The organism is Micromonospora sp. NPDC000663 (assembly GCF_042898105.1).
In the GTDB taxonomy this organism is placed as follows: Bacteria; Actinomycetota; Actinomycetes; order Mycobacteriales; family Micromonosporaceae; genus Micromonospora.
Map to the genome: position 1 here is coordinate 540,893 of NZ_JBIAYR010000002.1, position 19,083 is coordinate 559,975.

Annotated in this window: 17 protein-coding genes; 11 read left to right on the forward strand and 6 right to left on the reverse strand. The window is 72.5% G+C overall.

All coding sequences use genetic code 11. The features are described from left to right. Nucleotides 1–299: 299 nt before the first annotated feature. From ACFY1S_RS11245 to ACFY1S_RS11260, 4 genes are all read left to right on the forward strand, one after another. A complete protein-coding gene (locus tag ACFY1S_RS11245) occupies nt 300–3,449 on the forward strand; it encodes a nitrate- and nitrite sensing domain-containing protein (RefSeq protein WP_387115527.1) in 3,150 nt (1,049 codons plus the stop codon). After that, on the forward strand, nt 3,446–3,853 hold the full coding sequence (locus ACFY1S_RS11250) for a roadblock/LC7 domain-containing protein (protein WP_030329975.1): 408 nt from the start codon (nt 3,446–3,448) through the stop codon (nt 3,851–3,853). The genes ACFY1S_RS11245 and ACFY1S_RS11250 overlap by 4 nt, the downstream gene beginning before the upstream one ends. Nucleotides 3,854–3,942: 89 nt before the next feature. Further along, the gene (locus ACFY1S_RS11255) at nt 3,943–4,308 is read left to right on the forward strand and encodes a DUF742 domain-containing protein (RefSeq protein ID WP_088950207.1); all 366 of its coding nucleotides are present in this window, start codon (nt 3,943–3,945) and stop codon (nt 4,306–4,308) included. Continuing rightward, on the forward strand, nt 4,289–4,912 hold the full coding sequence (locus tag ACFY1S_RS11260) for an ATP/GTP-binding protein (RefSeq protein WP_364375518.1): 624 nt from the start codon (nt 4,289–4,291) through the stop codon (nt 4,910–4,912). Before ACFY1S_RS11255 ends, ACFY1S_RS11260 begins: the two co-directional genes overlap by 20 nt. A gap of 43 nt (nt 4,913–4,955) precedes the next feature. Here ACFY1S_RS11260 and ACFY1S_RS11265 read toward each other — a convergent pair whose 3' ends face one another. Genes ACFY1S_RS11265 through ACFY1S_RS11285 form a run of 5 tightly spaced genes read right to left on the reverse strand, consistent with a single transcriptional unit; the run spans nt 4,956 to nt 12,457 of the window. Then, on the reverse strand, nt 4,956–6,044 hold the full coding sequence (locus tag ACFY1S_RS11265; RefSeq protein ID WP_364375515.1) for a uroporphyrinogen-III synthase: 1,089 nt from the start codon (nt 6,042–6,044) through the stop codon (nt 4,956–4,958). Beyond that, a complete protein-coding gene (gene nirD, locus ACFY1S_RS11270) occupies nt 6,044–6,391 on the reverse strand; it encodes a nitrite reductase small subunit NirD (protein WP_364375512.1) in 348 nt (115 codons plus the stop codon). The genes ACFY1S_RS11265 and nirD overlap by 1 nt, the downstream gene beginning before the upstream one ends. Next, nucleotides 6,388–8,907 carry a nitrite reductase large subunit NirB gene (nirB, locus tag ACFY1S_RS11275; RefSeq protein WP_387115533.1) on the reverse strand — a complete coding sequence of 840 codons (2,520 nt, stop codon included), beginning with the start codon at nt 8,905–8,907 and terminating at the stop codon, nt 6,388–6,390. The genes nirD and nirB overlap by 4 nt, the downstream gene beginning before the upstream one ends. Beyond that, nucleotides 8,904–10,343, reverse strand: a complete 1,440-nt coding sequence (locus ACFY1S_RS11280; protein ID WP_387115537.1) for an FAD-dependent oxidoreductase — start codon at nt 10,341–10,343, stop codon at nt 8,904–8,906. Before ACFY1S_RS11280 ends, nirB begins: the two co-directional genes overlap by 4 nt. Then, a complete protein-coding gene (locus ACFY1S_RS11285; protein WP_387115540.1) occupies nt 10,340–12,457 on the reverse strand; it encodes a molybdopterin oxidoreductase family protein in 2,118 nt (705 codons plus the stop codon). Before ACFY1S_RS11285 ends, ACFY1S_RS11280 begins: the two co-directional genes overlap by 4 nt. Before the next feature lie 238 nt (nt 12,458–12,695). On the opposite strand from ACFY1S_RS11285, the gene ACFY1S_RS11290 reads away from it, so the two are divergent. The 7 genes from ACFY1S_RS11290 (at nt 12,696) to glmM (ending at nt 18,148) form a co-directional block, all read left to right on the forward strand. Then, on the forward strand, nt 12,696–13,391 hold the full coding sequence (locus ACFY1S_RS11290; protein ID WP_387115543.1) for a class I SAM-dependent methyltransferase: 696 nt from the start codon (nt 12,696–12,698) through the stop codon (nt 13,389–13,391). 60 nt (nt 13,392–13,451) lie between these two features. Beyond that, nucleotides 13,452–13,739: a DUF6364 family protein gene (locus tag ACFY1S_RS11295; protein WP_364375499.1), complete on the forward strand. Its 288-nt coding sequence runs from the start codon at nt 13,452–13,454 to the stop codon at nt 13,737–13,739. Then, a complete protein-coding gene (locus tag ACFY1S_RS11300; protein WP_139582594.1) occupies nt 13,729–14,022 on the forward strand; it encodes a hypothetical protein in 294 nt (97 codons plus the stop codon). The genes ACFY1S_RS11295 and ACFY1S_RS11300 overlap by 11 nt, the downstream gene beginning before the upstream one ends. A 129-nt stretch (nt 14,023–14,151) precedes the next feature. Further along, on the forward strand, nt 14,152–15,534 hold the full coding sequence (locus ACFY1S_RS11305) for an MFS transporter (protein WP_387115547.1): 1,383 nt from the start codon (nt 14,152–14,154) through the stop codon (nt 15,532–15,534). Nucleotides 15,535–15,743: 209 nt separating this feature from the next. Further along, complete coding sequence (rplM, locus tag ACFY1S_RS11310) at nt 15,744–16,187, forward strand: 50S ribosomal protein L13 (protein ID WP_007465158.1); 444 nt, start codon at nt 15,744–15,746, stop codon at nt 16,185–16,187. Between the two features lie 20 nt (nt 16,188–16,207). After that, nucleotides 16,208–16,672, forward strand: coding sequence for a 30S ribosomal protein S9 (gene rpsI, locus ACFY1S_RS11315; RefSeq protein ID WP_139582597.1), 465 nt, complete (start codon nt 16,208–16,210; stop codon nt 16,670–16,672). A gap of 117 nt (nt 16,673–16,789) precedes the next feature. Further along, nucleotides 16,790–18,148, forward strand: a complete 1,359-nt coding sequence (gene glmM / locus ACFY1S_RS11320) for a phosphoglucosamine mutase (RefSeq protein WP_387115551.1) — start codon at nt 16,790–16,792, stop codon at nt 18,146–18,148. 52 nt (nt 18,149–18,200) lie between these two features. On the opposite strand, the gene ACFY1S_RS11325 is transcribed toward glmM, so the two are convergent. Beyond that, a complete protein-coding gene (locus ACFY1S_RS11325; protein WP_387115554.1) occupies nt 18,201–19,073 on the reverse strand; it encodes a class I SAM-dependent methyltransferase in 873 nt (290 codons plus the stop codon). Nucleotides 19,074–19,083: the final 10 nt, after the last annotated feature.

Here is a 19,083-nt window from a genome sequence, read left to right on the forward strand (position 1 = left end):
CCCGGTTGCATTTTCGGGACGGCCATCCCACATGCTGGGGTAACGCAATGTTTGCAAAAGCTCACTTTGCATACACGCGTGACCACTCTGGAGTTACATGCCCTGATCAGGGGCTTGCGGAAATGAAGGTATCAGTTGACCGGATCACGGGTTCCGCGCCGTCCGACCGTTTCCTACCGCACTGCGGCTTCCCAAACAGGATCTTCTCTGATGAAATCGCGGCCGTGCCGCGCGTGGTCCCCTCCGCTCACGGCACGGTTCGGCGGGTCAGGCGGGGAAGAAACGACGGAGGCGATGTCGTGAGCACCGGACCGACGACCCTGCCCGCGCTCGGCGACTCCACCCGGCGTCCGCGCCGGGGGTTGCCGCGGCTGCGTGACGCCCGGATCCGGTCCAAGCTGGCGCTGATCCTGGTCGTCCCCGTGGCGGCGGTGATCGCGCTGGCCACGGTCCGGCTGATCTCGGTCGGCGAGGGCGCCTTCGACGCCACCCGGGCACGGTCGCTGACCGCGCTCTCCATCGACGTCAGCGCGCTCACGCAGGACCTCCAGTCCGAACGGATGGCCGCGGCGACCTACCTGGCCACCCCGCAGCAGCCCGCCGACGCGTTCAACCTGCGGGTCCGGCAGACGCAGCAGCGGATCGACGAGTACCGCGCCGAGCGGGGCCGGATCGGCGAGGTGCCGGCGGCGCTGCGGGACCGGTTGGCCGCGATCGACGACCATCTGTCCACTTTGGACGGTACCCGGCAGGAGGTGCTCGACCGCCGTCAGATGGCGGTCGCCGAGGCGGTGCTGCGGTACGGCGTCATCCTGACCGACCTGGTCGCCTACGGGGACGGGCTCGCCCAGCTGCCCGGCGACGAGAGCCTCTCGGACAGCCGTCGGGCCGTCGCCGCGTTCGCCCGCGCCAAGGCGGCGGTGGCCGAGGAGCAGGCGGTGGCCTTCACCGCGCTGACCGCCGGACAGCTCGACGAGGAGCAGTTCTCCTCGTTCGTGGCCACCCTGACCAGCCAGCAGGAGGCCCTTGTCGCCTTCTCGCTCGCCGCCGACCCGGTGCAGCGGGCGCTCGTCGACAGCACCGTCTCCGGTGACGCGGTAGGCCTGGCCGACCGGGTCGCCACCGACCTCGTCCGCTCCGTCGGGCAGCGTCCACTTGTCAGCGCGCAGGACGCCACCGCCGCCATCGGCGCGGTGAACGACCTGATGCGCTGGGCCGAGGTCCAACTCCAGAACCGCCTGTTCGCGCAGGCCGACGAGGCGCGGTCGGCAGTCATCCGGCAGGCAGTTGTCGAGTCGGTGCTGGTGCTGCTCACCCTGATCATCGCCGTGACGCTGGCAGTGGTTCTGGCCCGCTCGTTGAACCACTCGCTGCGCCGGCTGCGTGAGGGCGCCCTGTCGGTGGCCAACCACGACCTGCCCGACGCCGTGCAGCGCCTCCAGAACATGGGCAGTGTCGGCGACGGCGGCGTGGACGAGATCGTCCGGCAGGTGCGCGACCCGATCCAGCTCAACAGCCGCGACGAGGTCGGTCAGGTGGCCCTGGCCTTCAACGTCGTCCACCGCGAGGCGGTACGCGTCGCGGCCGAGCAGGCCGCGCTTCGGACAAGCGTCTCCGCGATGTTCCTCAACCTGGCCCGCCGCAGTCAGACCCTGGTCGACCGGATGATCGGCGAGCTGGACGCGATCGAGCGTGGCGAGGAGGACCCGAAGCGGCTCGCGCAGCTCTTCGAGCTTGACCACCTGGCCACCCGGATGCGCCGCAACGACGAAAACCTGCTGGTCCTGGCCGGCGCCGACTCCGCCGTACCGCGTCGCGACGACGCGCTCGTGGTGGACGTCCTGCGCGCCGCGCAGTCCGAGGTTGAGCTGTACAACCGCATCGAGTTCGGCACCGTGGACACCGACATCTCGGTGGCCGCGCACGCGGTGAACGACGTGGTACGCCTCGTCGCCGAGCTGCTCGACAACGCGACCCGGTTCTCGCCGCCGAACACCACAGTCGTCGCCGACGGTCGACGGATCCGGGACTACGTGCTGATCCAGATCGAGGACCGCGGGCTGGGCCTCACCGACGACCAGCTCGACTCGCTCAACCGGCGCCTGGCCGCGCCGCCGAGCGTGGACGTGGCCGCGTTCCGCCTGATGGGTCTGGCCGTGGTGAGCCGGCTCGCCTCGCGCTACGGCATCCGGGTCGAGTTGCGCCGCAACGTGGAAGGCGGCACCGTCGCCCAGGTGACGCTGCCCGCCACGACAGTGGTGCTGCCCAGCAACAGGGGTCGCGAGCAGGTGCTCACCCGGCCGCGTCAGCCGATGGCTGTCGAGCAGACGCCGCTCACGCCGGCCGGTCACGCCGAGTCGTACGCGGGCGCCGGCACCGCCGCGGCGACGTTGCCCGACCAGTGGCGCAGCAGCCCGCCCGCGCCGGCCCAGTGGCAGTCGCCGTTGGACTCGCGCGACACCACACCTGCCGTGCAGGCCGGCGGTTTCACCGGAGCACAGCAGGCGGCGCCGCCGGCCCCGGCCGCCCGGCCCGCGTACAGCAACGGTGTGGGCGCCTCGGTGGGCAGCCCGACGGTGGCGTACCCGACAGTCGACCCGCTGCCCAGGCGCGGTTCCGGGGCGGACAGCGCCGACGGACGTACCGCGCCGGTGCTGCCGGTCGGACCGGTCGCCGGACCCGGGGCGGTCGCACCGCCGGTAGCTCCGCCGGTCGCGCCACCTGTGGCCCCGCCGGCCGCGCCGCCGGTGCCCGCCACCCCGGTCAGCACCCGCCCCGACTTCCCCGCCGAGGCGCCGATCTTCCGGGAGATGGAGGCGGTCTGGTTCCGGTCGCACGGCGACGACGCCACCGCGATCTTCACCCGGCCGCAGTTCGACACGCCACCGGAGGCCACCGCCACGGCCGACGCCGGCCTGCGTACGGGCGTCGGGGCACAGCCGGCCGCGACGTCCGCGCCGGCCGCCGCGCCGGCCCGACCGCCGCTGCCGACCCGCACGCCGGGCAGTTCCGGCGACGGCAGCGGAGGACTGAACAAGGGGAGCATGGACGGATTCAGCAACGGAGGTGGCGGCACCCGGGGTGCCTCGGCGCCCACGCCGCCGCCGTCGTACACCCCGCCGCCGGTACCCCGCAGCACGGCGCCTGCCGCGCCCAGCGCGCCGGCCGCGGATTCCAGTGCCTGGCGGACCGCGGCGGACGAAGGCTGGTCGCGGGCCAGCCGGGCCGCCGAGCCGGCCGCCGCCGGTACGACCCGCTCGGGGCTGCCCAAGCGGGTGCCCCAGGCGCAGCTCGTGCCGGGCGGCATCGAACCGAAGGGTGGCCGGGACCGTAGCCGGCGCACCCCCGATGAAGTACGCGGCCTGTTGTCGGCCTACCACCGCGGCGTGCAGCGCGGCCGGACGGCCGGGACGGACCAGAACAGCACCTCGACCAAGGAGAGCCGATGAACAGGCCAGCTGCCATGCAGGACATGGGTTGGCTGCTCACCAACTTCGCCGACAGCGTGGCGGGTATCGCCCACGTGGTGGCGGTGTCCGCCGACGGGCTGCTGCTCGCGTCCTCCCGGGACCTTCCGGCGGACCGGGCGGACCAGCTCGCCGCGATCACCTCCGGCGTGGTGAGCCTGACCGAGGGCGCGGCCCGGATGTTCAGCGCGGGCGGGGTGTTGCAGACAGTCATCGAGATGGACAGCGGATACCTCTTCCTCATGTCGATCAGCGACGGCTCGTCGATGGCCGTGCTGGCCGCCCGCAGCTGTGACGTGGGCCAGGTCGGGTACGAGATGGCGTTGCTGGTCGAGCGGGTCGGTGCCGCGCTGGTGCCGCTGCCGCGGGACGCGGTGCGTTCGTAGCACCGGGACCCGGCGCGCGAACCGCGTTCCGGGTCGGGGACGGGAGGCGGCGTACGCCGACTCCGCGGGGGACGAGGAGGTGATCGGGGATGGACCAACGGCGCGTTGACCCGCGTGGTGCGCTGGTGCGTCCGTACGCGGTCACCCGTGGGCGTACGGAGCCCCGGCAGGACATCGCTCTCGAGGCGGTCCTGACGGCTTCGCTCACCCAGGTCGCCGAGTCCCGTTTCGCCGGGCACGACAAGCACCGAATCGCCACGGTCTGCGAGGGCCGGGCACAGTCGCTGGCGGAGATCGCCGCGTACACCCGGATGCCGCTGGGCGTTGCCCGGGTGTTGGTCGCCGACATGGTGGCCGAGAGCCTGCTGACGTTACACACTGCTGCTCCCGCCGAGGGGTTCGAGGAGCGGATGGAACTGCTTGGAAGGGTGCTAAGTGGACTTCGCAGGCTATGACCCCGCTGGGGGGCGGCAGAGCCGGGGAATCGTCTCCGCGAAGATCGTCGTCGCGGGCGGTTTCGGCGTCGGTAAGACGACGCTTGTCGGCTCGATCTCCGAGATCACGCCGCTGACCACCGAGGCGGTGATGACCGCTGCCGGTGTCGGCATCGACGATCCGTCCAAGGTGCCGGGCAAGGAGACCACCACGGTCGCCATGGACTTCGGCCGTATCACGATGGCCCAGGACCTGATCCTGTACCTCTTCGGTACGCCCGGTCAGACCCGGTTCTGGTTCATGTGGGACGAGATCATCCGGGGTGCGGTGGGTGCCGCGGTGCTGGTGGACACCCGACGGATCACCGACGCGTTCGCCCCCCTGGACTACTTCGAGAACCGCAACCTGCCGTACGTGGTGGCGCTCAACCGTTTCGACGGCGCCCCGCAGTACGAGGCGGAGGAGATCCGCGAGGCGCTGGCCATCTCGCCGCAGGTGCCGCTGGTGATGACCGACGCCCGGCACCGGGAGTCGGTCAAGCAGGTGCTGGTGACGGTGGTCGAGCACGCCATGCTCCGGCTCCAGGCCGAGCACGGCAGGGGTTTCCCCACGCCCGTCGGCTGAGCCCGTCGCGGTCGGTCGGTGCGTACCGGCCGACCGCGACGCGTCAGTCCACCCGGAGCCGGTAGCCGCGTTTGACCACTGTCTGCACCACACGTGGGGCGCGCAGGCCGGCCCGCAGCCGGGCGACGGCCATCTCCACAGCGTGCTCGTCCGCGCCCCTGGGCAGCGTCCGCAGCAGGGCGGTACGCGACAGCACCCGGCCGGGGGACTGGGCCAGCGCCCGCAGCACCGCCATCGGCGCGGGGGCGAGCGGCCGCAGCTCGCCGTCGATCACGGCGGCGTGCCCGCGCAGGGTCAGCAGGTGCCCGGCGGCCTTCAACGTCACGGTCCGGCGGGGCAGTTCGTCGACGATGGTGCGTACGAGCGCTCCGAGCCGGGCCCGGCCGGGCGCGCTCACCGGTACGCCGTGCCGCAGCAGCGGTTCGGCGGTGACCGCGCCCACGCAGCTGGCGAGCACGTCGGTGCGGAACGCGGACAGCACCGCCTCACTGCGGTCCCCGGCCGCCCTCAGCAGGGCCTCGGCCGCCGGCGCCGAGGTGAACGTCACCGCGTCCACCAGCCGGCCGGCGATCAGGTCGATCAGCCGATGCAGCGGCGCCGGGTCGGTGGGCGGCGCCCACCTGTAGACCGGCACCTCGATCACCGTGGCGCCGGCCGCCTCCAGCGCGAGTGTGCACTCCGGTTGCCGTTCACCGTGCAGCTGCATGGCGATCACCTGTCCGGCCACGCCGCGTCGACGCAGGTGGTCGACCACCTCGTCGCAGCTCTCCGAGGCCGGCGACCACTGGTCGTGCAGCCCCGCCGCCCGGATCGCGCCGCGTGCCTTGGGACCCCGGGCCACCACGTACGACCCGGCCAGCACCGAGCGCAGCGGCTCGGCGAGCCCCCAGCCCTCGGCCGCCTCCAACCATCCGCGCATACCGATGCCGGTGTTGGCCATCAGGATGTCGGGCGGTTGGTCCAGGCAGGCGCGGGTCGCCTCGCGCAGCTCGGTGTCGTCGGAGAGCGGCACGATCCGCAGGGCAGGGGCGAGGACCACCCGCGCGCCACGGCGTTCCAGCAGCGCGGCCAGTTCGTCGCGCCGACGGTCGGCGGTCACCCCGATGGTGAAGCCGGCCAGTTCGTCCCGCATCAACCCTCCTGTCGCAGCCGCACTTCGACCAGCCCGTCGCGGCAACGCGCCTCGTGTCGGGCCACGGCGACACCGGGCAGGTCGAGGCAGTGCCCGGTGCGCAGGTCGTACACCTGCTTGTGCAGGGGTGAGGCGACCGTGGGGACACCGCCTCGACTGCCCACGATGCCCCGGGACAGGACGTACGCCCCGGAGACGGGATCGCGGTTGTCGATCGCGAACAGCCCGTCCACGGTCCGGAAGAGGGCGACCTGCACGCCGTCGACCAGGGCAGCGACCCCCCGATCGGGTTCGAGCCGGTCGACGGGGCAGATCGCGGTCCAGTCCACTGTGATGGTGGGGTTCATCGCCGTACCTCCGGTAGACCCAGCGCGACCGGCTGCCGACGGTGACCTTCGGCCGGGGTGCCGCCACGGGCGGGCACCCGCTGGCCGCGCTCCAGCGCGAAGGTGATCGACGGGTCGGGCACGTCGGGAGCGTTGACGAACGAGGTGTAGCGGCGCAGCCGGTCCGGGTCCTCCAGCACGTCACGCCACTCGTCGGAGTACGACTCCACGTGCCGGGCCATCGCCGCGTCGAGGTCGGCGCAGAGGCCCAGGGAGTCGTCCACGATCACCGCGCGCAGGTGGTCCAGGCCGCCGTCCAGCGCCTCGATCCAGCCGGCGGTGCGTTGCAGCCGGTCCGCGGTGCGGATGTAGTAGATCAGGAACCTGTCGATGAGGGTGATCAGCTTCTCGGTGGTCAGGTCGGTGGCGAACAGGTCCGCGTGCCGTGGCCGGAAACCGCCGTTGCCGCCGACGTACAGGTTCCAGCCGTTGTCCGTGGCGATGATGCCGAAGTCCTTGCTGCGGGCCTCGGCGCACTCCCGGGCGCAGCCCGAGACCGCCGACTTGAGCTTGTGCGGCGCGCGTAGCCCCCGGTAGCGCAGCTCCAGCGCCACGGCCAACCCCACCGAATCCTGTACGCCGTACCGGCACCAGGTCTCGCCGACGCAGGACTTCACGGTGCGCAGCGCCTTGCCGTACGCGTGGCCGGACTCGAAGCCGGCGTCCACGAGCCGCCGCCAGATCTGCGGCAACTGCTCCACCCGCGCCCCGAACAGGTCGATCCGCTGCCCACCGGTGATCTTCGTGTAGAGCTGGAAGTCCCTGGCGACCTCACCGATCACGATGAGCTTCTCCGGCGTGATCTCGCCGCCGGGGATCCGGGGCACCACCGAGTAGCTGCCGTCGCGTTGCAGGTTGGCCAGGAAGTGGTCGTTGGTGTCCTGCAACGACGCCTGCTCCCCGTCGAGCACGTGCCCGCTGCCCAGCGAGGCGAGGATCGACGCCACCACAGGCTTGCAGATGTCGCAGCCGCGCCCCCGGCCGTGCTCGGCGACCAGCCGGGAGAAGGTGCGGATGCCGCGTACCCGGACGATCTCGAACAGCTCCCGCCGGCTGACGTCGAAGTGCTCGCAAAGCGCGCTGGACTGTGTCACCCCTGCCGCGTCCAGCAGTTGCTTGAGCATCGGCACACAGGACCCGCAGCTCGTGCCGGCCCTGGTGCATGCCTTCAACGCCGGCACATCCGAGCAGCCGTCGGCGATCGCGGCGTCCACATCGCCACGGGTCACCGCGTTGCAGGAGCAGACCTGCGCGGTGGCGGGAAGCGCGCCGGCGTCCGCGCCGCCGCCGTCGGGCGCGAGCAGCGCCAGCGGCGCCGCCGGCAACGGACCGCCCACGCTGGCCCGCAACGTCGGGTACGCGCTGGCGTCACCTACCAGCACCCCGCCGAGCAGGGTGTGCGCGTCGTCGGAGAGGACCAGCTTCGCGTACACCCGGGTGGCCGGGTCGGTGAACGTGACGTCGAAGCAGCCCTCGGTGGTGCCGTGCGCGTCACCGAACGAGGCCACGTCCACGCCGAGCAGCTTGAGCTTGGTGGCGGTGTCCGCGCCCGGGAAGGTCGCCGCGCCACCGACCAGCCGGTCGGCCACCACCTCGGCCGTCGCGTACCCCGGCGCGACCAGGCCGTGGCAGGTGCCGTCGACCGCCGCGCACTCGCCTACCGCCCAGATCCGCTCGTCGGCGCTGCGGCACGCCTCGTCGACGAGCACCCCGCCGCGCGGCCCCACCGGCAGACCGGCGGTACGCGCCAGCTCGTCGCGCGGGCGGATGCCGGCGGCCACCACCACCAGCTCGGCGTCGACTGTGCCGCCGTCGGAGAGTTCCAGGGCGGCGACCGCGCCGTCCGGGCCGGGCCGGATCGCGGTGGTGGCCACCCCGAGGTGGGTACGGACGCCCAGCTCCTCGACGTAGCGCCGCAACATCGCCCCACCGGCCTGGTCCACCTGCACAGGCATCAGCCGGGGCGCGAACTCGACCACCTCGGTGCGCAGACCCAGCAGCCGCAGGGCGTTCGCCGCCTCCAACCCGAGCAGCCCGCCGCCGATCACCGCGCCGGCCCGCCGGCCCCGCGCGTACGCCCGGATGGCCGTGAGGTCGTCAAGGGTCCGGTAGACGAAGACCCCGGGCAGCTCCGTGCCGGGCACCGGCGGCACGAACGCGTACGAGCCGGTGGCCAGCACCAGCGCGTCGTACGGGTACTCGCCGACGGCGGTGGTCACCACCCGCCGGTCCCTGTCGATGGCGGTGGCCGGCTCGCCGAGACGCAGCCGGACCCCGTCGTGCGGGGTGTGCAGGTTGAGGTCGTCCTCGCTCACCCCGTCGAAGAACGCCGACAGCCGCACCCGGTCGTACGCCGCCCGCCGCTCCTCGCCCAGCACTGTGACCCGCCAGCGTCCCCGCGGGTCCCGGGCGCGCAGCGCGTCGACGAAACGCTGCCCGACCATTCCGTTGCCGATGACCACCAGGTCGCCGCTCATCGCGTCACCTCCACCGATTCCGCTTCGGACAGCCAGTCGACGATGCCGGCGACCGCGTCGCGGCAGCCGCCGCAGCCCGTACCGGCGCGGGTGGCCGCCACCACCGCGTCGACCGTCCGGGCACCTGAGCGCCAGCAGCGCACCAGCGTGCCCTTGGTCACCGTGTTGCACTGGCAGACGGTGACCGCGTCCGGCATCAGCGCCGGTGAGGCGGCCGGCGCGGCGGCGGTCGTGCCCACTGCCCGACCCAGCAGCAACGCCCGCCGGTCGGCCGGCACCGGATGGCCACGGTCGAACAGCTGGATCACCGTGCCGACCGCCGGGTTGTCGCCGAGCAGGATCGCGCCGACCAGACGCTCGTCGCGGATCCGCAACCTGGCGTACGTGCCCCGGGCCGGGTCGGCGAACGTCAGCTCCTCGCCCGGTTCGCCGCCCACCGCCTCACCCATGGCGGCCAGGTCGATTCCGGCCGCCTTCAGCCGGGTCACCACCGGTCGTGGCCGGTAGCGGGCCAGCGGGTCGGTGCCGGTCAGCACGTCGGCGAGCACCCGGGCCTGCGCCCAGGCGGGCGCCACCAGGCCGGTGAGCGTCCCGTCGTGTTCGGCGCAGTCGCCGATCGCCGAGATGGACCTGTCGTCGGTGCGCAGCCGGTCGTCCACCACCACGCCGCGTCGCACGGTAAGCCCGGCGGCCCGCGCGAGGGCGGTGTCCGGGCGTACCCCGCAGGAGAGCACCAGCAGATCGGCGCGCAGCGACCGGCCGTCGGCCAGGTCGAGGCGTACGCCGGCGTCGTCAGCGACCACGCCGGTGGCCGGTACGGCGAGTTGGCTGGTGACGCCGAGGGCGGCGAGCGTACCGGCGAGCACGGCGCCGGCCGCCGGGTCGAGCTGGCGCTCCATCAGGTGCCCGGTGTGGTGCACCACTGTCGTGGTCAGCCCCCGGTTGGTCAGCCCCCGGGCGGCCTCCAGGCCGAGCAGTCCGCCGCCGAGCACGAGCGCGCTGCGGGCGCCGTCCGCCGCCGCGATGATCCGTCGGCAGTCGTCAAGGGTTCGGAACGGCACGACCCGTGGCGGCAGGTCGGCGGGGTCCAGGCCGGGCAGGGGCGGCACCACGGCCCGGGCGCCGGTGGCGAGCACCAGGTGGTCGTACCCGATGCGTTCGCCGTCGGCGGTGCGAACCTCGCGGGCGGACCGGTCCACAGTGGTCACCGGTACGCCGGTGCGCACGTCGATGCCGTGACCGGCGGCCTCGGTCAGCTCCACGTCCGGCTCGCCGATCCGGCCGGCCAGCAGGGTGGACAGCATGATCCGGTTGTACGCGCGGTGCGGTTCGGCGCCGAGGACCGTGACCTTCCGGTCCCCCTCGCGGGCGTGCAGCTCGCCGGCGAGGCGGGCGCCCGCCATCCCGTTGCCGACGATCACGATGCGGGTGGTCATGCCTTCTCCACCCGGACCGCGCAGATCTTGAATTCGGGCATCCCGGAGATCGGGTCCACGGCGTCGTTGGTCACCGAGTTGGCCCGGGCCGCCCCGGCCCAGTGGAACGGAGCGAAGACGGTGTCCGGTCGGATGCCCGCGCTGAGTCGGGCCGGCGCGCGCAGTTCACCCCGACGGGACGTGACAAGCACCTGGTCGCCGTCGTCGATGCCCAGCCGGGCCGCCAGGTCGGGATGCAGCTCGACGAACGCCTCGGGCGCGGCGCGGCGCAGCGCGGCCACCCGGCGGGTCTGGGTGCCCGACTGGTACTGGGCCAGCACCCGGCCGGTGGTGAAGTGCAGTGGGTACGTGGCGCACACCTCCTCGGCGGCCGGCCGGTGGTCGACGGGGTGGAAGCGGGCCCGGCCGTCGGGGGTGGCGAAGCGGTCGGCGAAGAGTCGCGGCGTGTCCGGTCCGTCCTCGCTGGGGCAGGGCCAGTGCACGCCGTCGGCGGTGTCGATCCGGTCCCAGCTGATACCTGCGTAGTCGGCGGCGCCGCCGGCGGAGGCACGACGCAACTCGGCGAAGACGGCAGCCGGGTCGGCCGGGAACCGCGTCGCCGCGTCGTCGACGGTCAGCCTCTCCGCCAGGGCGGAAATGATGGCCAGGTCGGTCCGGACGCCGGGCGGGGGTGGGCGCAGCGCGCGCCGGCGCAGCACCCGTCCCTCCAGGTTGGTCATCGTGCCGTCCTCCTCGGCCCACTGCGCGGTGGGCAGCACCACGTCGGCGAGCGCCGCCGTCTCGGAGAGCAGCAGGTCGGCGACGACAAGCAGGTCGAGGTCGCGCAGCCGGCGTTCGATCCGGGCCGCCCGGGGCGCGGAGACCACCGGGTTCGAGCCGAACACCAGCAACGCGCGCGGGCCGTCCGGGGTGCCGAGCGAGTCGAGCAGTTGGTACGCCGGCACACCCGGGCCGGGCAGCTCGTCGGCCGGAACGCCCCAGACCCCGGCGACGTGCTCCCGGGCCGCCGGGTCGTCGATGCGCCGGTACCCGGGGAGCTGGTCGGCCTTCTGCCCGTGCTCGCGCCCGCCCTGGCCGTTGCCCTGGCCGGTGAGGCAGCCGTACCCCGACCCGTCCCGGCCGGGCAGCCCGAGGGCCAGGGCCAGATTGACGTACGCGGTGACGGTGTCCACGCCCTTGGCGTGTTGCTCGGCACCACGCGCGGTCAGGATGATCACCCGTCCGCCGGTGCCCAGCGCCCGGGCGGTCGCCTCCAGGTCGGCCACCGGCACCCCGGAGAGCTGCTCGGCGCGGGCCGGCCACCAGGCGGCGACGCTGCGGCGGACCGCCTCGAAGCCGGTGGTCCGCCCGGCCACGTACGCCTGGTCGACCCAACCCTCGGTGAGCGCGATGTGCAGCAGCGCGTTGGCCACCGCGAGGTCGGTGCCGGGCAGCGGTTGCAGGTACAGGTCGGCCTGGCGGGCGGTGGCGGTGACCCGGGGGTCGACGACGATCAGCCGGCCGCCGGCCTGGCGTTGCTCGGTGAGCCAGCGCACCAGCGGCGGCATGGTCTCCGCCGGGTTGGCGCCGACCAGCAGCAGGGTGTCGGCGCGACCCAGGTCGGAGAGCGGGAACGGCAGCCCTCTGTCGATGCCGAAGGCGCGCATCCCGGCCGCCGCCGCCGAGGACATGCAGAACCGTCCGTTGTAGTCGATGTGCCGGGTACGCAGCCCGATCCGGGCGAACTTCCCCAGCGCGTACGCCTTCTCGTTGGTCAGGCCGCCGCCGCCGAACACGGCGACGGCGTCCCGGCCGGCGGTGTCCTGGACGGTGCGGATGCCGGAGACGATCCGGTCCAGCGCGGCGTCCCAGCTCGCCCGGCGCAGCTCGCCGGTGGCGGCGTCGCGCAGCAGGGGAGTGGTCAGCCGGTCCGGGTGGTCGAGCAGGTCGGCGGCGGTCCAGCCCTTCTGGCAGAGCCCGCCACGGTTGGTGGGGAACTGCCGGGGAAGCACAGTCACCCCGCCGTCGTCGGTGCGCAGGGTCATGCCGCACTGGAGGGCGCAGTACGGGCAGTGCGTCGCGACCTCCCGGGGCGCCCGCCCCGGTCGAGTCGCCGACCGTGCACCGTCTGTCATGTCGGGAAAGCGTGCCGGCGGGCGGTTTCCGGTCCGGGTCCCTTCTGTTTCGGTCCTGTCAAGTGGGGCTCACACCGCACCGGGGCAGCGGGCGTGTGGAGGGTCGGGTGGATGCTGTCGAGCCGAATCGTCGACGGCGTCATCGCCACGCCCGTCCCGGTCACTGGTCGACCACGTGCCCGCATGCGGCACGGCGTCTATCATATGGGAAATATGTCTCATTAAATGGGAGATCGCGATGAGCGTGACGGACGTCTTCGACGCGGTGGCCGGCACCTACGACGAGGCCCGTCGGCGGTTGGTGCCCTGCTTCGACGCCTTCTACGGCACCGCCGTCCAGGTGGCCGCGCCTCCGCTGCGGGCCGCGCTCGCCGCCGGGCGTACCCCCGAGGTGCTGGACCTGGGCGCGGGCACCGGGCTGCTCTCGCTGCTGCTGTCCGCCGCGGTGCCCGGAGTTCGGCTGACCCTGGTGGACGGAGCGCCGGCGATGCTCGCCCGGGCCACCGACCAGCTGGCCGCGCGGTCCGTGCCACACCGGACGGTCCTGGCCGACCTGGCCGACGAACTGCCGCCGGGCCGGTACGACGCCGTGGTCAGCGCACTCGCGATCCACCACCTGGACGACGCAGGCAAGCGCGCGCTCTACCAGCGGGCAGCCGACGTGCTGGCACCGGGCGGGGTGTTCGTCAACGCCGAGCAGGTCGCCGGCCCGACGCCGGAGCTGGACCGGCGTTACGACGAGATGTGGCTGGAGCGGATCACCGAGCTGGGCGCGTCCCCCGCCGAGATCGCGGCCTCCCAGGAGCGGATGCGCCACGACCGGCCCTCGACCGTGGCCGACCAGTGCGACTGGCTCGCCGAGGCCGGTCTGGTCGATGTCGACTGCTACTTCAAGGAGTGGCGTTTCGCGGTGTTCGGCGGTCGTGCCCGGTGACGTCGACGGGAATGTGCGTTTCGACGGCGGGAGACGAGCCGGCCCGCACGTGGATGACTGATGGTCATACCGGTGGGTAGTCTGCTCGACATGACTGCCAAGGTGACTCTCTCGTTCACCGACGAGACGATCGAGGAGGCGCGGCGGTTCGCCAAGCGCGAAGGGCTGTCGCTCTCCGCGTGGATGGACCAGGCCGCCCGGGAGAAGGCGCTGCGCGAGGTCTTCACCGCGCACGCCGCAGCCGTGGGCCGCGCCAGCCTCGACCTGGAGTCCGCCGCCCTCGCCGACGCCCGCGAGGCGGGCATGGTCAACGACCTGCTCTCCGGCGGACGGCCGCGTGCTGCGTAGAGGTGAGGTCTGGCGCATCGAGGGCGCCCGCGAACGCCTCGGCCTCGTGATCAGCTCGGATGTCTACAACTCCACAGACGTACCCATCGTGATCGTGGTCGAGGTCGTCGAGGAATCACTGCTGCGCGACTCCCCGCTCGCCGTCCCGATGGGCCGGTACGTGGTGATGCCCGACCGGATCTCGTCGCCGATGAAGAAGTGGTTCACCGACTGCGTGGACGTCGCCGACACCGACACCATGCTCCGGGTCGGCCGAGCCCTGCGCATCCTCCAGCAGCTCTGACCGCCGACCTCACCATCGCCGCCGGCCCCTGGTGCGCTGCCCGTTTCCGGCCCGACCCGCGACGGGCACTGCCAGGTAACCGGGCGTTCCTAGCGTCTCACCTCGTCACATCGACGAGGAGGAGCCGCCGTGAGCACGCTCACCAGCACCGCAGTCACCGCCGGACCCCCGACCGTCGCCGGCGGCCGGCACACGCTCGACGACTGGCGTCCCGAGGACCCCGACTTCTGGCGGACGACTGGAGCGCCGATCGCCAGGCGCAACCTCTGGGTGTCGATCTTCGCCGAGCACGTCGGATTCTCGGTGTGGAGCCTCTGGTCGGTCACCGTGCTGTTCCTCGGCCCCGCGTACGGCATCGACCCGGCCGGGAAGTTCCTGCTCACCGCCGTGCCGGCCGCCCTGGGCGCGGTGCTGCGACTGCCGTACACGCTTGCCGTGGCCCGCTTCGGTGGCCGCCGCTGGACGATCGTGAGCGCACTGCTGCTGCTGGTGCCCGCAGTCCCGATGACGGTGCTGCTGGAGCCCGGCGTGTCCTACTCCACGCTCATGGTGCTCGCCTGCCTCACCGGCGTCGGCGGCGGCAACTTCGCCTCCTCGATGGCGAACATCAACCTCTTCTACCCACAGCGACTCAAGGGTCGCGCCCTCGGCCTCAACGCAGGCGGCGGCAACCTGGGCGTACCGGCTGTGCAACTGGTCGGGCTGGCGGTGCTGGCCACCGCCGGGGCCGCGTACCCCCGACTGGTCCCGGCGGTCTACCTGCCGCTCATCGTGCTGGCCGCGCTGGCGGCGGCCCGCTGGCTGGACACCGTGCCCGGGGCGCGCAACGAGCCGGGCGCGCTGCGCGAGGCGGCCCGCGACCCGCACACCTGGATCATGTCGCTGCTCTACATCGGCACCTTCGGCTCGTTCATCGGGTTCGGGTTCGCGTTCGGTCAGGTGCTCCAGCTCCAGTTCGCCGAGCGGTTCCCCACCCCCGTCGACGCGGCCTGGTTGACCTTCCTCGGTCCGCTGATCGGCTCGCTGATCCGGCCGCTGGGCGGGCACCTCGCCGACCGGCTCGGCGGAGCCCGGGTCACCTTCTGGAACTTCGTGGCGATGGCCGCTGGCGCCACAGTCGTGCTCCACGCCGCCCGGGAACGCTCCTTCGGGCTCTACCTGACCGGTTTCCTCGCCCTCTTCGTCTTCTCCGGCGTCGGCAACGGCTCCACGTACAAGATGATCCCGGCCATCTTCCGGGCCCGGGCGGCGGACGCGGTGGCCAGCGGCCGGCGCGACCCGGAGGCGGCGGCACGGTGGGCCCGACGGATGACCGGCGCGTTGATCGGCATCGCCGGCGCGGTGGGAGCCTCGGGCGGGGTGCTCGTCAACATCGCGTTCCGGCAGTCGTTCCTCGGCTCCGGCAACGCCGACGCCGCCTACCTGGCGTTCATCGGCTGGTACGCGCTGTGCTTCGCGGCCACCTGGGTCGTCTACCGTCGTCCGAGGGCCGGCCGGCTCGCCGGCGTGTGAGCTGGGCCATCCCGGCGGGCGCAGGCGCGCGGGGGCGGACCCCGTTTTGACCTGCGGACGGGGCGCCGGGTATCGTTGCCTGCTGTTGTACGACATCCAGAGGCGTGCCCCATCAGGTACGCTTGGTCGTTCGTGCGCGCTGGTCCGGCCTGCAAGATCTGGTCACCTCGGCGCGCGACCCCAGACCGACGACGAGACAAGGTAGACCTGTGCGTACGTACAGCCCGAAGCCGGGTGAGATCGAGCGTCAGTGGCACGTCATCGACGCCTCTGATGTCGTGCTGGGCCGCCTGGCCACCCACGCCGCCACGTTGCTGCGTGGTAAGCACAAGCCGACTTTCGCGCCGCACGTCGACACGGGCGACTTCGTCGTCATCGTGAACGCGGGCAAGGTTGCGCTGACCGGCAACAAGCGCCAGACCAAGGTCGCTTACCGCCACTCGGGTTACCCGGGTGGTCTGAAGCAGGTCGGCTACGACGAGCTGCTGACCAAGCGCCCCGAGCGGGCCATCGAGCTGGCTGTGAAGGGGATGCTCCCGCACAACAAGCTCGGCCGTCAGCTGATCAAGAAGCTGAAGGTCTACGCCGGTGCCGAGCACCCGCACCTCGCGCAGCAGCCGGTGCCGTTCGAGATCAAGCAGATCGCGCAGTGAGCGCGGGCGAAGGAAGCAGCATGACCGACATCACCGAGACCGAGGTTGCCCCCGAGGCCACCGAGGCGCCGGCGCCCGTCGCCCGCGCGCCGCGTGGTGACCGCCCGATCCAGACCGTGGGTCGGCGCAAGGAGGCCATCGTCCGGGTCCGTATCGTCCCGGGCACCGGCAAGATCACCTGCAACGGCCGCGACCTCGAGGCCTACTTCCCGAGCAAGGTGCACCAGCAGCTCATCAAGGACCCGCTGGTCACCGCCGAGAAGCCCGAGGCGTTCGACGTCATCGCCAACCTGCGTGGCGGCGGCACCACCGGCCAGGCCGGTGCGCTGCGGCTGGCCATCGCCCGTGCGCTGATCGTCAGCGAGCCGGACGACCGCCCGGCCCTCAAGAAGGCCGGCTTCCTCACCCGGGACGCCCGGGTCAAGGAGAGCAAGAAGTACGGCCTCAAGAAGGCCCGTAAGGCTCCCCAGTACTCGAAGCGCTGATCTTTCCCAGCGCGTTGTACTTCTGACGGACGGCCGGTCCGCCTCCCCTCGACCGGGGAGGTGGACCGGCCGTTCCGCTTTCTCCTCATCGGCAGTGCTCATCGGAGGTTCGCGGGTATGGGTCGGTTGTTCGGCACGGACGGCGTACGCGGGCGCGCGAACGCGGATCTCACACCCGAATTGGCGCTCGCGCTCGCCGTGGCCGCCGCGCACACGCTCGCCGAGACGGACCGCAGTCATCCGCCGCTCGCGGTCGTCGGCCGGGACACCCGCGCCAGCGGCGAGATGCTGGAGGCGGCAGTGGTGGCCGGCCTGACAAGCGCTGGCGCGAACGTCGTGCGGGTCGGCGTGCTGCCCACGCCGGCGGTGGCGTTCCTCACCGCCGAGGCGAAGGCCGACCTCGGGGTGATGCTCTCCGCGTCGCACAACCCGATGCCGGACAACGGCATCAAGCTCTTCGCCGCCGGCGGGCACAAGCTGCCCGACGAGATCGAAATGCGGATCGAGGCGGCCGTCGAGGCGAACGCCACCACCGCCTGGGACCGGCCGACAGGTGCCGGCGTGGGCCGGGTGCACGACCTGCTCGACGGTGCCGACCACTACGTCCAGCACCTGGTCGGGACCCTTCCGCACCGGCTCGACGGGATCAAGATCGTGGTCGACTGCGCAAACGGCGCCGCCGCCGAGGTCGCCCCGGTCGCGTACCGGGAGGCAGGCGCGGAGGTCATCGCGATCCACGCCGAGCCCGACGGCCTGAACATCAACGACGACTGCGGCTCCAACCACATCGACGCGCTGCGCGAGGCCGTCGTCGAGCACGGCGCCCACCTGGGCATCGCCCACGACGGCGACGCCGACCGCTGCGTGGCGGTCACCGCCGACGGCGACGAGGTGGACGGCGACCAGGTCATGGCGATCCTCGCGCTCGCCATGCGTGACGCCGGCACGCTCACCCAGGACACGCTGGTCGCCACGGTCATGAGCAACCTCGGCCTGCGTCTGGCCATGTCCGCGCAGGGCATCCGGCTGATCGAGACGAAGGTCGGCGACCGGTACGTGCTGGAGGAGCTTCGCGCGTCCGGCCTGGCGCTCGGCGGCGAGCAGAGCGGCCACATCGTCATGCCCGCCCACGCCACCACAGGCGACGGCGTGCTCACCGGCCTGCACCTGATGGCCCGGATGGCGGCCACCGGCCGGACTCTCGCCGAGCTGGCCTCGGTGGTCACCAAGCTGCCGCAGGTGCTGATCAACGTGCCGGTCGGGGACCGCACCGTCGGTGCCGCCGCGCCTGCTGTCCGCGCGGAGGTCGAGCGGGCCGAGGCGGAGCTGGGGGAGACCGGGCGGGTGCTGCTGCGCCCTTCGGGTACCGAGCCGCTGGTCCGGGTGATGGTCGAGGCGGCCACCGAGGCCACGGCCCGCGAGGTCGCCGAGCGGATCGCCGAGCTGGTCCGCACCGCGAGCCCCGCCACGTCCTAGGGGTGTTGTCCGGGGACATTGGTCGACCTGGGGTTATGGGTGGTGTTCGGCGTCAGGTGCGGCGGGCGGCCCAGACGGTGCGCTCGGCTCGCATCGTGAGGTCGTCGCGGCGCAGGATGCTGTGCGGGCTGCTGGTGTCGAGCAGCTGATCGAGGGCGGTGAGGTCCTCGGGGGCGAGCGTGTCGGCGACAGCGCTGCGGATGCCCTGCAGGCCGCCGAGGGCGTATCGGCCGATCGCTTCGCTGCGGGAGCCCTCGATGTTCATGGCGATCGCCTGTTCGCCCTCGATCGTGAATCCGGCGGCGGTCAGCATCGGGCGCCAGTCGGCGCCACGGTGGGGCAGGTGCTCGGCAGTGAGGCGGTCGGTTGCGGCGTGGCAACGCTCCTCCAGTCCGGGCCGGTTCTCGGGGGCGCTTTCCGGGAGGAACCGGGGGAGGCCGGCCAGTTCGACGACGGCGAACAGGCCGCCGGGAGTGAGCAGGTCGTGGACGGCGCGCAGTACGCGAGCGGGGTGTGCCATGTGGTGCAACGATGCGGACGCCCACACCAGGTCCGGTGAGCCGAGATCGGGCCAGACGGCGTCATTGAGGTTGGCCTGCACCCTGCTCACGCGTTCCTCCACGCCGCGGGCGCAAGCCTTTGTGCGCAGGCGCCGAAGGTGTTCGGCGGACGCGTCGACGGCGGTGACGTGCGAGTCGGGGAAGCGGTCGAGGAGGGCGAGGGTGCCCGCACCCGTGCCGCAGCCCAGATCCACAATCTGCCGTGGGTTTGTCTCCAGTGGCAGCCATGCGGTGATCGAGGCTATGTGCTCGGCGAGGACCTCGGCCTCCAGGTCGAGGATCTCCGCCTGGCGGTCGGTTCCGTGTTCCTGCTGGCGTCCGTGTGGAGCGCCGTGATGGGAGGTGTGCGGGTGCGCATGGGTCATGCCTCCACAC

What these genes read in the sequence shown, in the direction of transcription:
- ACFY1S_RS11250 (WP_030329975.1), top strand. Translation starts at nt 3,446, where the DNA reads ATGAACAGGCCAGCTGCCATGCAGGACATGGGTTGGCTGCTCACCAAC.
- ACFY1S_RS11285 (WP_387115540.1), bottom strand. Translation starts at nt 12,457, where the DNA reads ATGACAGACGGTGCACGGTCGGCGACTCGACCGGGGCGGGCGCCCCGG.
- nirB (WP_387115533.1), bottom strand. Translation starts at nt 8,907, where the DNA reads ATGAGCGGCGACCTGGTGGTCATCGGCAACGGAATGGTCGGGCAGCGT.
- nirD (WP_364375512.1), bottom strand. Translation starts at nt 6,391, where the DNA reads ATGAACCCCACCATCACAGTGGACTGGACCGCGATCTGCCCCGTCGAC.
- rpsI (WP_139582597.1), top strand. Translation starts at nt 16,208, where the DNA reads ATGACCGACATCACCGAGACCGAGGTTGCCCCCGAGGCCACCGAGGCG.
- ACFY1S_RS11290 (WP_387115543.1), top strand. Translation starts at nt 12,696, where the DNA reads ATGAGCGTGACGGACGTCTTCGACGCGGTGGCCGGCACCTACGACGAG.
- ACFY1S_RS11325 (WP_387115554.1), bottom strand. Translation starts at nt 19,073, where the DNA reads ATGACCCATGCGCACCCGCACACCTCCCATCACGGCGCTCCACACGGA.
- ACFY1S_RS11265 (WP_364375515.1), bottom strand. Translation starts at nt 6,044, where the DNA reads ATGCGGGACGAACTGGCCGGCTTCACCATCGGGGTGACCGCCGACCGT.
- ACFY1S_RS11255 (WP_088950207.1), top strand. Translation starts at nt 3,943, where the DNA reads ATGGACCAACGGCGCGTTGACCCGCGTGGTGCGCTGGTGCGTCCGTAC.
- ACFY1S_RS11295 (WP_364375499.1), top strand. Translation starts at nt 13,452, where the DNA reads ATGGTCATACCGGTGGGTAGTCTGCTCGACATGACTGCCAAGGTGACT.
- ACFY1S_RS11280 (WP_387115537.1), bottom strand. Translation starts at nt 10,343, where the DNA reads ATGACCACCCGCATCGTGATCGTCGGCAACGGGATGGCGGGCGCCCGC.
- glmM (WP_387115551.1), top strand. Translation starts at nt 16,790, where the DNA reads ATGGGTCGGTTGTTCGGCACGGACGGCGTACGCGGGCGCGCGAACGCG.